14 protein-coding genes and 1 pseudogene are annotated in these 12,644 nt (G+C 35.0%); 4 read left to right on the top strand and 11 right to left on the bottom strand.

What is annotated here, in order from left to right; all coding sequences use genetic code 11:
* Positions 1–26: 26 nt before the first annotated feature.
* The 8 genes from rpsJ to iscR form a co-directional block, all read right to left on the bottom strand.
* A complete protein-coding gene (gene rpsJ, locus A9G37_RS00080; RefSeq protein ID WP_006120582.1) occupies positions 27–338 on the bottom strand; it encodes a 30S ribosomal protein S10 in 312 nt (103 codons plus the stop codon).
* A 365-nt stretch (positions 339–703) separates the two neighbouring features.
* Positions 704–1,042: an ISC system 2Fe-2S type ferredoxin gene (fdx, locus tag A9G37_RS00075; protein WP_034911164.1), complete on the bottom strand. Its 339-nt coding sequence runs from the start codon at positions 1,040–1,042 to the stop codon at positions 704–706.
* 14 nt (positions 1,043–1,056) lie between these two features.
* Complete coding sequence (hscA, locus tag A9G37_RS00070) at positions 1,057–2,916, bottom strand: Fe-S protein assembly chaperone HscA (RefSeq protein ID WP_065574250.1); 1,860 nt, start codon at positions 2,914–2,916, stop codon at positions 1,057–1,059.
* Positions 2,917–2,952: 36 nt separating this feature from the next.
* Positions 2,953–3,471, bottom strand: coding sequence for a Fe-S protein assembly co-chaperone HscB (gene hscB, locus A9G37_RS00065; protein ID WP_065574249.1), 519 nt, complete (start codon positions 3,469–3,471; stop codon positions 2,953–2,955).
* 15 nt (positions 3,472–3,486) lie between these two features.
* The gene (gene iscA / locus A9G37_RS00060; protein ID WP_034911171.1) at positions 3,487–3,810 is read right to left on the bottom strand and encodes an iron-sulfur cluster assembly protein IscA; all 324 of its coding nucleotides are present in this window, start codon (positions 3,808–3,810) and stop codon (positions 3,487–3,489) included.
* On the bottom strand, positions 3,810–4,196 hold the full coding sequence (iscU, locus tag A9G37_RS00055; RefSeq protein ID WP_034911174.1) for a Fe-S cluster assembly scaffold IscU: 387 nt from the start codon (positions 4,194–4,196) through the stop codon (positions 3,810–3,812). Before iscU ends, iscA begins: the two co-directional genes overlap by 1 nt.
* Positions 4,197–4,211: 15 nt before the next feature.
* Positions 4,212–5,426 carry an IscS subfamily cysteine desulfurase gene (locus tag A9G37_RS00050; RefSeq protein WP_034911175.1) on the bottom strand — a complete coding sequence of 405 codons (1,215 nt, stop codon included), beginning with the start codon at positions 5,424–5,426 and terminating at the stop codon, positions 4,212–4,214.
* Between the two features lie 38 nt (positions 5,427–5,464).
* Entirely contained in the window at positions 5,465–5,920 is a 456-nt protein-coding gene (iscR, locus tag A9G37_RS00045; RefSeq protein ID WP_034911177.1) for a Fe-S cluster assembly transcriptional regulator IscR, read from the bottom strand.
* Between the two features lie 162 nt (positions 5,921–6,082).
* Between iscR and sltY the strand changes: the two genes are divergently transcribed.
* Positions 6,083–8,020 (top strand): murein transglycosylase, encoded by a 1,938-nt coding sequence (gene sltY, locus A9G37_RS00040; protein ID WP_034911180.1) that lies wholly within the window; start codon positions 6,083–6,085, stop codon positions 8,018–8,020.
* A gap of 11 nt (positions 8,021–8,031) precedes the next feature.
* A complete protein-coding gene (gene trpR / locus A9G37_RS00035) occupies positions 8,032–8,322 on the top strand; it encodes a trp operon repressor (RefSeq protein WP_202961545.1) in 291 nt (96 codons plus the stop codon).
* A gap of 46 nt (positions 8,323–8,368) precedes the next feature.
* Here trpR and robA read toward each other — a convergent pair whose 3' ends face one another.
* From robA to A9G37_RS00020, 3 genes are all read right to left on the bottom strand, one after another.
* Entirely contained in the window at positions 8,369–9,286 is a 918-nt protein-coding gene (gene robA / locus A9G37_RS00030) for an MDR efflux pump AcrAB transcriptional activator RobA (RefSeq protein ID WP_034911185.1), read from the bottom strand.
* Between the two features lie 96 nt (positions 9,287–9,382).
* Positions 9,383–9,958: a Fe-S biogenesis protein NfuA gene (gene nfuA / locus A9G37_RS00025; protein ID WP_034911203.1), complete on the bottom strand. Its 576-nt coding sequence runs from the start codon at positions 9,956–9,958 to the stop codon at positions 9,383–9,385.
* 114 nt (positions 9,959–10,072) lie between these two features.
* The gene (locus A9G37_RS00020) at positions 10,073–10,723 is read right to left on the bottom strand and encodes a phosphoribosyltransferase family protein (RefSeq protein ID WP_176701829.1); all 651 of its coding nucleotides are present in this window, start codon (positions 10,721–10,723) and stop codon (positions 10,073–10,075) included.
* 314 nt (positions 10,724–11,037) lie between these two features.
* On the opposite strand from A9G37_RS00020, the gene A9G37_RS00015 reads away from it, so the two are divergent.
* Together A9G37_RS00015 and A9G37_RS13115 are read left to right on the top strand one after the other, a co-directional pair.
* Positions 11,038–11,604 (top strand): peptidylprolyl isomerase, encoded by a 567-nt coding sequence (locus A9G37_RS00015; RefSeq protein WP_065574247.1) that lies wholly within the window; start codon positions 11,038–11,040, stop codon positions 11,602–11,604.
* A gap of 122 nt (positions 11,605–11,726) precedes the next feature.
* A pseudogene (locus A9G37_RS13115) lies at positions 11,727–12,644 on the top strand (IS1182 family transposase); the annotation flags it as partial.

The raw sequence follows: 12,644 nt of genomic DNA, 5'->3' as shown, positions 1-12,644 counted from the left end.
CGACCTCTCAATCATTCAGCTTAGGACTAACCTAAACTGATCTGCACATCAACACCGGCAGCAAGGTCTAGACGCATTAAAGCATCAACTGTTTTTTCAGTTGGCTCAACAATATCAACTAGACGTTTATGAGTGCGAATCTCGTACTGATCACGCGCATCTTTATTAACGTGTGGGGAAATCAATACAGTGAAACGCTCTTTGCGTGTCGGTAATGGAATAGGACCACGAACTTGCGCACCTGTGCGCTTCGCAGTTTCTACAATTTCAGCAGTTGATTGATCAATCAAACGATGATCAAACGCTTTTAACCGGATACGGATTCTTTGGTTCGACATGAGACCAGAGCTCCATTATTTAAAAGTTATAACAAAAGACTACTCCTCTTACCCTGTTTCGATTGACAGGAGAGTGTAATCCGTTCTTTTTCGTAACCCCCAAATCGGGAGTATTGTTGATATAATTAGCTATTTTTCATAACAATTATATCTTTTTCTCATTTGTTTACATAAAGGCAATAAACAAAGTAGGGCGATTATACTCTGTTAGTTAACTAACGGCAAGAAATAAATACAGATATTTGGGTTTAAAGATGAGAAGCTTTTTCTGGTTATTAATTTACAATTACCAAATTTCAATCAAATAACCAGATTTAATATTATTTTTATATTAACCCATAATGGATAATCATTATGATAACTTACTAATGATCTTCTTTAGCATGATTAAGGCTATATCTTGGGATTTCGACCTCTAAATCTTCATTCGTGACATGAGCTTGACAGCTTAAACGACTATGCGGTTCAACTCCCCAGGCTTTATCTAACATATCATCTTCTTGTTCATTGCTTGCTTCAAGCGAATCAAATCCCTTACGCACAATACAGTGGCATGTTGAACAAGCACATGACATTTCACAAGCATGCTCGATTTCAATATCATTGCGCAATGCCACTTCTAAAATGGATTCGCCTTCTTGGGCATCGACAGTTTTTCCATCTGGACAAAGCTCCGCATTCGGTAAAAAAGTAATTTTTGGCATAATAATCTCGTTAGTTAAATATCATCAACGTTATGGCCAGTTAACGCATGTCGAATTGACCTATCCATCCGCTTAGCTGCAAAATTTTGTGTTACTTTATCAACAATTTTAATTTGTTTTTCAATTGCATAACTGTCATTTGACTCACTTACAGCTTGTAATTGATGCTTAGCAATTAAAATATGGTTTAGTTCACTTTCATCTAATAAGTCAGCATCTTTATCTAAAGCACTTTGCAAGCTTTCAAGCACTCTAGCTGCCTCAACTTTTTGTTCAGCAAGTATTCGAATCTGTTTATCTTGCTGTGCGTAACTGATTGAATCTTGAATCATATCGGCAATTTCATTATCAGTCAGTCCATATGAAGGTTTTACTTGGATAGCAGCTTCAATACCCGTTGATTTTTCCATTGCTGTTACACTTAATAAACCATCAGCATCAACTTGAAAAGTCACCCTAATGTGCGCACCACCAGCAGGCATTGCTGGAATACCTTGCAGAGTAAAACGAGCCAAAGATCGACAATCAGCAACACTTTCACGTTCTCCTTGTAAAACATGAACCATCATCGCAGTTTGACCATCTTTAAAAGTTGTAAACTCTTGAGCTCTTGCACACGGAATTGTACTATTACGTGGAATAATTTTTTCGACCAATTCACCCATGATCTCAATGCCTAACGACAATGGAATCACATCAAGCAATAACATATCTGAATCGGGTTTATTGCCAACCAAAATATCGGCCTGAATAGCTGCACCAATAGCAACTACTTTATCAGGATCGATAGATATCAAGGGAGTAGTTTTAAAATAATTCCCTACTAATTCTCGCACTAATGGCACACGAGTAGAGCCGCCAACCATAACAACTTCAACTACTTCATCCACATTAATCTCAGCATCTTTTAATGCACGGCGACAAACAGCTAAAGTGCGTTTAAGCAATGGCTCAATTAATTGTTGAAATTGCTGGCGAGTAATAGTCAAAGATTGATTATCCAGAGAAAATACAGCTAAATCTTGCTCACTTAATAAAATCTTTATTTCGGTAGCTTGGCTACTGATTTTTTGATTAATATAAGGATCTATATTATTAGATAATCCTAATTTCTCTTTTATATAGTCAGCAAGTAGCCGATCAAAATCATCACCACCAAGAGCTGAGTCACCACTAGTGGCTAGAACCTCAAAAACACCTTTATTTAAGCGTAAAATAGAAATATCAAAAGTACCACCACCTAAATCATAAACAGCGATTATACCTTCCTTCCCTGAATCTAAACCGTACGCAATCGCAGCGGCTGTAGGTTCATTAAGTAGGCGCAATACATGCAAACCAGCTAATTTGGCAGCATCTTTTGTTGCTTGCCGCTGTGCATCATCAAAATAAGCTGGCACAGTAATAACCACACCATCAATTTCACCTTGTAAGCTCTCTTTTGCTCGCTCAGCTAACGCTGTCAAAATTTCTGATGAAACTTGTATTGGATTAACTTGTTCATTAGGTAAATTTAATAAAGGAACACCATTTTCAGTTTGTGAAAAAGTATAAGGAAATTGTGATAAATCTATATCAGATAAACTTCGCCCCATTAATCGCTTAATAGAGCTAACTGTATTTTGCGGATCATTCACAGCATTATCTTTGGCATTTTTTCCAATCGTGATAACAAAGTTATCATCATGATCGATGCCATAATGCACAACGGATGGCAATAGCGAATTACCTTCTAAATCAGGCAATACCTCTGCTTGTCCACTTCGTACCGTTGCTACTAATGAATTAGTTGTACCAAGATCAATTCCCGCAGCAAGGCGGCGCTGATGTGGTAGTGGAGTTTGTCCTGGTTCGCTGATCTGTAATAATGCCATTTAATCTATCTCTATCGATACGTTACTTATCTTAAATTATAAATCAAATTGCTTTTCTTGTAACTTTTCGATTTGTTCAATCAATCTGGCAAGATAGCGAATTTTATAGATCTGATTAAGTGCTTTTGACCAATCTTGATTAGTAATAAATTGTAATAATTCGTTATAGACTATCTTTTGACGAGCAACAATCTCAGCATAAAAATCATCTAATAATTCAAAATTATCTTTACGTTCGATATCATCAAGTCTTTCACGTAAAACAAATTGCTCCATTAAAAAATTAGTATCATGAATAATACTTTGTTCAGTTGCTACGTCAAAACCTTGTAGAGATAAAAAATACTCAGCGGCTTTAATTGGATTTTTTAACGTATGATAACCATCATTAATGATTGCTGACTTTTGAACAATTGCCACTTTCTCAATATCGTTTACAACAGCAAAATTATCTGGGTGATATTGCTTTTGCAATTGCTGATAATGAGTTGTTAGTTGAGCGATATCCACCGGCAATTGAACTGGCAAACTAAATAGCTCGAAGTAATTAACCATAATTATTGTGTCCGATTACACATTAAAGCTTTCGCCACAACCACATTCGTGCTTCGTATTAGGATTATTAAACTTGAAACCTTCATTTAATCCTTCTTTAACAAAATCAAGTTCAGTTCCATCAATATAAACTAAGCTTTTTTTATCCACGATAACTTTGACATGTTTATCTTCAAAGACACTATCATCATCATTAATCACATCGGCAAACTCTAAAACATAAGCCATACCAGAACAACCCGATGTTTTAACACCTAATCGTAACCCAACCCCCTTTCCGCGATTAGCCAAAAAGGCTTGAATACGATCAGCTGCGCTATTAGTCAATGTGATTGCCATTAACGTTGTCCTTTTTTGGTTTTATAGTCATCAATAGCAGCTTTAATTGCATCTTCCGCTAAAATTGAACAGTGAATTTTAACCGGAGGTAAAGCAAGTTCTTTAGCAATATCCGTATTTTTGATAGCTTCTGCTTCGTCTAATGATTTACCTTTTATCCATTCTGTAACCAAAGAACTTGATGCAATTGCACTACCACAACCATAAGTTTTAAACTTAGCATCTTCAATAATACCGTTGTCATTCACTTTGATTTGTAGACGCATCACATCACCACACGCTGGTGCGCCAACCATACCACTACCAACATTAGGATCATTTTGATCAAACGAACCAACATTACGTGGGTTTTCATAATGATCAACGACTTTTTCACTATATGCCATAATTTACTCCCAATTTTAATGTGCTGACCATTTAATCTTTGTTAAATCAACGCCATCTTTAAACATTTCCCAAAGAGGCGATAAATCCCTTAATTTCCCAATAGATTCTCTGATTAATTTAATGACATAATCAATTTCTTCTTCTGTGGTAAAACGACCAATAGAAAATCGAATTGAACTATGAGCGAGCTCATCATTAAGCCCTAATGCTCGTAATACATAAGACGGCTCTAAACTCGCTGATGTGCATGCAGAACCAGATGAAACAGCTAAATCTTTTAAAGCCATCATCAACGATTCACCTTCAATGTAAGCAAAACTCACATTTAAGATATTTGGCACACTGTGTTCTAAAGAGCCATTTAAATAAACCTCTTCAATGTCTTTTAAACCATCCCATAAACGATTTTTTAAGGATAATAAACGAGGCATTTCAGTAGCCATCTCTTGTTTAGCTATATGATACGCTTCCCCCATACCCACAATTTGATGCACAGGTAAAGTACCAGAGCGCATACCTCGTTCATGACCACCTCCATGCATTTGAGCTTCAATACGAACACGCGGTTTACGCCTTACATAAAGCCCACCAATACCTTTTGGTCCATAAATCTTATGACCAGAAAATGATATTAAATCAACTTTTAAGTTAGCTACATCAATTGGTAATTTACCAACAGACTGGGTTGCATCAACATGAAAAACAATGCCTCTTTCACGGCACATCTCACCAATTTTTTCGATGTCTTGTATTACACCCGTTTCATTGTTAACATGCATAATTGATACAACGGTTGTATCACTACGCATAGCCGTTGCAAGTTTATCAAGATCAAGGATCCCATCGGATTCTGGCGTTAAATAAGTTACTTCATAACCTTCTCGCTCTAGTTGGCGACAAGTATCAAGCACAGCCTTGTGCTCAGTTTTACAAGTAATAATGTGCTTACCTTTGGCTTGATTAAAATGAGCGGCACCTTTAATTGCTAAATTATCAGCTTCAGTTGCCCCTGACGTAAAGACAATTTCGCGTGAATCAGCACCAATAAGATCGGCAATTTGATTACGGGCAATATCAACGGCTTCTTCAGCTTGCCAGCCAAATTTATGGGAACGAGATGCTGGATTACCAAATATACCGTCTGGCGTTAAATACTGCATCATTTTTTCAGCAACTCTAGGATCTACAGGCGTTGTCGCTGCATAATCCATATAAATAGGTAGTTTCATTAATTACTCCCAATGAAAAATTCTGTATTCTATTTTTATTAATTAATTTGAAGGTGTTGTATATTACTTTGTCGGCTAGCAACAGCTTTAACTTCTTTATTATTGACCAATTCACTCAATGTAATGCTAGTTAAAAAGTCCTCAATTCGTTCACTTAAATCATTCCACAGTGTATGGGTTAAACATCTAACACCACCTTGACATCCATCTTGCCCGTGGCATTTTGTCGCATGCACTGTTTCATCGACAGCTTTAACAATTGAACTAATAGCAATTTGATCCATAGAACGACTCAGTATATAACCGCCACCTGGGCCTCTAACACTGCGCACCAAACCATTTTTTCGTAACCGAGCAAACAATTGTTCAAGATAAGAAAGTGAAATTTCTTGACGTTCTGAAATATCAGCTAGTGATACCGGTCCTGAATCTGCATGTAAAGCAACATCAAGCATTGCCGTCACCGCGTATCGCCCTTTTGATGTCAGTTTCATTGAGCATTCCTTTATATGTAAGTATGCATATTGTATATATCCTTTCGGTTTAGTCAAGTATTTAGTTGAGTGTTTTAGTAGGAATTAAACCGCAGTTCATTATCGACGAATCATAGCTTAATATGCTAATCTAATAAACTAAATTAACATAGGAGCTAAAGGATGAAATTAGTATTACGTTATTTTTTGATAATTAACCTATTGTTCACAGGTAACATTTATGCAGATAGTTCTCAAAAAGGTCGAGAAAATTATCAAAAATGGCTTAACTCCTATCAATCACTTAACTTTGAAGAACAGCGAACATTACTCTCTACCATAAAAGATTATCCATTATATCCTTATGCTGCTGTACAGTTTTTTCAGAGTAATATTAAAATCGTTTCACCACAAATGGTAAGCGATTTTATTAATCAATATAATGATTTTCCGCTAACAGCTTCATTAACACAATCTTATTTAAGCGAATTAAGCAATCGTCAAGATTGGAATTCAATCGTTTCGTTCCCAAAAGATAACTCCACACTTTCTAATTGTCGTTATCAATATGCATTACTACAACAAGGAAATAAGGAGGTTGCTTTTAGCTCTGTTGAATCTCTTTGGATGACAGGCAAAGAACTTCCTTCTGCATGCGATCCATTACTTGACGCTTGGGCTCAAGCAGGTAGACGGACAGCTAATTTAATACTATTACGTATCGAACTTGCTATTGATGCAAATAATTTAAAATTAGCCAAACACCTAGCTAATTTACTTGATGACAACTACAAAACAACAAAAATCAATTTACTAGCTGTTCTTAATAATCCTAAAAAATTAGAAGATTTTTCAAACAATATTAAAGCTAGCTCTTTCACTAAAAAAGTTGTCTTATCATCATTTCCTCGCTTAGTAAAAGCTGATATGAATTTAGCTGTAGCATTATTACCAAAATTAGTTAAACAGCAAACTTTAAGTAAAGCAGAACAGGTAGCATTACAAAATAGTTTAGCTAACAGCTACTTTAAAAATTCTGCAACAGATGAACAAATTAAATGGCGTGATAGCTATATTGCAAAATATCACGATACAACATTAGTTGAAAAACGTATCCGCCTTGCAATCGATAGCTATAACTTCACAGACATCGGTTATTGGATAGCACAACTATCACCAGAAGATCAATTAAAAGAAGACTGGCAATATTGGCAAGCTAGAGTTTTATTAAATAATAATAAAAAAAGTGAAGCTAACAAAATTTTGCAAACACTCACAACCAAACGTGGGTTTTATGGCATGATAAGTGCACAAACTCTTAATCAACCTTATTCGATCAATAACCAATCACCAAAGATTACACAATCAGAAATATCAACCTTAAAAAGCAAATACGACAATCAACCCTATGTAAAAAGAATTAACGAATTACGTTATTTAGGAATGCTTTCAGAATCAAGCTACGAATGGCGATATATGTTAACTAATCAAAAAAATAAGAATGAATATTTAGCATTATCTCAATATGCCTTACAAAAAGGATGGGGTGATCTTAGCATTCAAGCAACCATTGCTGGCAAACTCTGGGATAACTGGACAGAACGTTTGCCTATTATGTACAAAGATTTATATAACAATGCATTAAAAGATAAAGCTATTGGTTTATCTTATGCTTTAGCTATTTCTCGCCAAGAAAGTGCACTCGATACTACTGTCAAATCACCTGTCGGCGCCAGTGGATTAATGCAATTAATGCCAGCCACAGCTAAAGAAACAGCTAAAAAAGTTAATTCAGTAACTTATATTTCATCTGCACAATTGTTTGATCCTCAAACAAATATACAGTTAGGCACTAGCTATTTAAACACTGCTTATCTACAAAATGATAAAAATCGTATATTATCTTCAGCCGCTTACAATGCTGGCCCAAATAATGTTAAGCGCTGGCTAAAAAAGAGTAACGGAAAACTTGATGCAGTAGCATTTATTGAGAGTATACCATTTACTGAAACACGTAATTACGTCAAAAACGTATTGGTATATGATTATATTTATCAAGTAATCTTAGGGCAAAAAGATGTCAATTTTCTTAGTTCAAATGAATTTAATAAACAATATTAATGGTGATTATAATGAAAACTAACGAATGGCAACAAACAGTTGAATTATTACACCAAGCATTTAACGATGGTTATTCACTAGATATTTTAAAATTACTAATGACTGCCGATGAGCGAGATGCTTTAATTACTCGAGTAAAAATCGTACATTCATTACTTGATGGTTCAATCAATCAACGCCAACTTAAAGAGCAACTAAAAATTGGTATTGCAACTATAACAAGAGGCTCTAATAGCCTAAAAGAAGCAACTCCAGAATTTAAAAAGTGGTTAGAAAAGATTTTATTAAACTCAGATAACTAAATAATTCAGTCAATATCTAATAGCAGATTTTTATATCATATTATAACTATAAACTTGATTGGATATTGACTCCACTATCAGCAACAACTGGCACACAATAAACACACTCCATATGCTTAATATCCTTAAACGATTCAACAGAATCATCGCGAAGATTATGATGAATCTCAATTACACAACTAGAGCAACGTAAACGTACTTTTAATGCTGGCATAGCAGCTAAATGCACTTGTGAAATAAAATCGCCAAACTCATCAGGAGAACCAATATATCTAAAGCAAAGATACAATCCTCCTTCATTAACTATCTGCTCAATATGCTCTAAATTATTATTCTGATCTAAAGCAATTGTATAAAAAAGCTCTTGTTCATTAGCATTATCTTTGCTTTTCAATATACGGCTAAAAGCATAAATTTTATCTGGCAAGTTTTCACATGTATTGCCACAGCGAGATATATAATTATGAAAAAATTGTGATCTTAGTTTATTTTCTTCATCTAATAATTGACTCAAATTGCAATTATTTTTAAAGGTGATACCCCAAAACGTTTTTTGAGGCATATTAACAAATTTTGGCTCAGGCAATGAAAACCGGTTTTTATTAAGCTCAATAGCAGGAGTTAATCCTGTAGGATCCCAAATATCGCCTCGTCGGTAACTTGCTGGGGTTTCATTGAATTGTTTTTTAAAAGAACGAGTAAATGTTTGTTGAGAATCAAAACGATATTGCATCGCAATATCTAAAATAGGCTTACTTGTCATGCGTAAAGCAAGCGCAGCATAAGTTAAACGACGATGTCGAATATAAGTACCAAGAACTTGACCAGTTACCTCTTTAAACATACGTTGTAAATGCCACTTTGAATAACCTGATTTTTGTGCAACATGATCAATAGATAATGGTTGTTCCAAATTTTTTTCAATCCAAACGATAAGATCTGAAATAATACTAACTTGATTCATAAAACCCCATCAGAATGTCAAATGGCAAACGTTATCCGATTATGACTCAATCCTAGCAATAAGCAAGATTTAAATAAAAATTATTTTCTGCCATTATTAGCAAAAAGAATGAGCTCCAGCTTGGTGTTCAGTAATATCTTTTACACCTGCGAGTTCAGGAAACTCTGCCATTAATTGCTTCTCAATACCTTCTTTCAAAGTATAATCGACCATTGAGCAACCATTACACCCCCCACCAAATTGTAAAACAACATAATTATCTTCGGTCAACTCCACTAAACTAACATGGCCACCATGGCTAGCTAATTGCGGATTGACCTGCGCTTGAATTGCGTAATTAACACGCTCAATAAGAGGTGCATCATCAGCTACTTTTTTCATTTTTGAATTTGGTGCTTTTAATGTTAACTGTGAACCTAATTCATCAGTCACATAATCAATGACGGCTTCTTCTAAAAATGGAGCACTAATTTCATCAATATAAACTGAAAAATCAGCATACTGTTCTTCTATATCGCTATCTTCTATAGTATCAGCAGGGCAATACGAAACACCGCATTCCGCACTTGGAGTACCAGGGTTAATAACAAATACTCGAATTTGTGTTCCATCTGATTGATTAGCAAGTAATTTTTTAAAGTGCTGTTGAGCTGATTCAGAAATAGTGATAATAGACATAACCCCTCACTTTAATGTAATTAGGTAATAAACAAACCTAACATCATTTATAATATATTAATAATAGTTGACTAACTTTCTTGGTTATTATAGGGGTTGTTTAGGATTTTACAATACTGTACGGCATAAACAAACAACATAAACACTCGTTGCTCCACAATTTTTTAGTTGCTGACTAATTGCATTAATCGTATTACCTGTTGTAACGATATCATCAATAAGCATTACCGATTTATGTGAAAGATTTTGATGGCATATAAAAAGCTTTTCAACATTAGCGATTCGCTCTGTAAGAGATAGTTTTTTTTGATCTTGTACATTTGACGTTCGAGATAGTAAATAAGGATAAAATTCACAATCTAACCATCTTGCAATAGGTTTTGCCAATAACTCAGCTTGATTAAAACCACGAGACCAATAACGAAAATGATGCAATGGCACACAAGTGACCAAATCGGGCTTAATTAACGCATCAATTTCTCGCCGTTGATACCAAGCCAAAAACATCAATCTTGCCAATGCAGTACTCAATTCAATTTTGTTGTAGAACTTTAGATGATGAATCAATTTTTTTAAAGGATTAACATACTCAGAAACAGCAATAAGTTCATCCCAATAAGGTTTCTTTGCACGACACCGATAACATATATCAGTCGATAAAGAATGTGGTAAACAGCATTGATGGCAGACTTTATTAAATTTAGGTATATTTTGAACACATTGGCTACAAATGCCATGATGAGATAGAAATAAAGGCATATCACACAAAATACATCGCATAAAATTTAACAGTTTTTTTGTAAAAAAGTTTCAGGTTACACTATGTTTCAGTATAAAAACGGTTAGTATAAAAAAGGGAGTTATAAAAAACATTTTTTATAACTCCTTATCTTATTAATGTTTAAAATCAGGTTAACATCAATAAAATAGACCAATCAATTTTTTAATTAAATATAATTAAATCGTTATACGATATACAGCACAAAAAATTATCCGATTTTGCATAATTGTTATTTAAATTAGCTTAATATTCGGTATAATCAGCCAATTCAAATGGAAAGAGGTTTTATTATATGAGAAAAATCAAACTATTAATTTTAACATTACTGCTAACAATTTTTTCAACTGTCGCCTCAGCTACTCCTCAAGTCTTATTACAAACCAGTATGGGCGATATTGAGATTGAACTAGACAGCGAACATGCGCCAATTACCACTAAAAACTTTCTTGATTATGTTAATAGTGGTTTTTATGAAAATTTAACTTTCCACCGTGTAATTCCTGGATTTATGATTCAAGGTGGTGGCGCTGATGATCAACTAAAATTTAAAGAGAATAACCCACCAATTAAAAATGAAGCAGACAATGGTTTAAAAAATGATCGTGGCACCATTGCAATGGCAAGAACAAGTGAAATAAACAGCGCAACCAGTCAATTTTTTATCAACATAGTAAACAATGATTTCCTTAATTACAAATCTCCAGAACAATATGGTTATGCTGTATTTGGTAAAGTAACTAAAGGGATGGATATAGTTGATAAAATTGTTAGTATCCCAACTAAACGCGTGGGACCACATCAAAATGTGCCAGTTGAGCCTATTTATATCAAAAAAGCAATTGTTATTAAAAATGATTAAAATTGCACTTTGTTAACAAAAACCACTTTTTAAAAGTGGTTTCAGATTGATGACAAAGAGCTCGCTTTTTGGCGAGTTCTTTGATCTAATAGAGAGGAGTCCATTATAAGAGGAATTCTTCTATGCTAAAAAAACCAACTCCAGCGACACCAGAAAAAATAGAGCAAATCTCGCTAGATGCGCTTGTCCCTCAAAATCATCTTGTTCGTAAAATAGCTAAAGTCATTGATTTTGAATTTATTCGAGAAGCGGTAGCACCACTTTATTGCCCTAATAATGGTCGTCCAGCAGAAGATCCGGTCAGACTGTTTAAAATCATGTTATTGGGGTATCTTTTCGGTATCCCCAGTTAACGTCGTCTGGTTCAGGAAATTCAGGTCAATTTAGCTTACCGCTGGTTTCTGGAATGGGATTAACCGAAAAAGTGATTGACGCCTCAACACTCAACCAAAATCGTCGCCCTCGGTTTAATGACAGTGAAATCTATCAACAGATTTTTGATAATATTGTTGAGCAGGCCATTGCCAAAGGGTTGATAAGTGGTCGGGTTTTATATACGGACAGTACTCACCTGAAAGCAAATGCCAATAAAGGCAAAGCACGTAATGAGCAGCGTATTGTTGAGCCCAGTCATTATATTGATGCGCTTAATCAAGCCATCAACGCAGAAAGAGAATTAAACGGAAAAAAGCTTTAAAGCCATCGACGGTAGAGAAATACAAGGAGGTTAAACTCAGTACAACAGATCTGGACAGTGGCTTTATGCATTGGGAAGGCAAGCCTAAAGGATTTTTCTACTTAGATCACCGAACGGTTGATGGCAAACATAATTTAATTACCGATACCTATGTCACAGCTGGAAATATCATGATTCCCAGCCTTACATGGCCTGATTAAAACGCCAGTTAGAGCGGTTTGGCTTTAATCCGGTTGGTGTCGGTCTTGATGCGGGTTATTTTACGGCTCCCATTTGCCATTTACTGCTGGCAGAGCAGATATATCCGGTGTTGGGTTATCGTCGTCCCACCCATGGTGCGAAT

The organism is Gilliamella sp. GillExp13, from assembly GCF_001690815.1.
GTDB classification, from domain to species: domain Bacteria; phylum Pseudomonadota; class Gammaproteobacteria; order Enterobacterales; family Orbaceae; genus Gilliamella; species Gilliamella bombi.
Note: the sequence above shows the minus strand (reverse complement) of the source record. Positions and strands in the feature narration are given on the sequence as shown.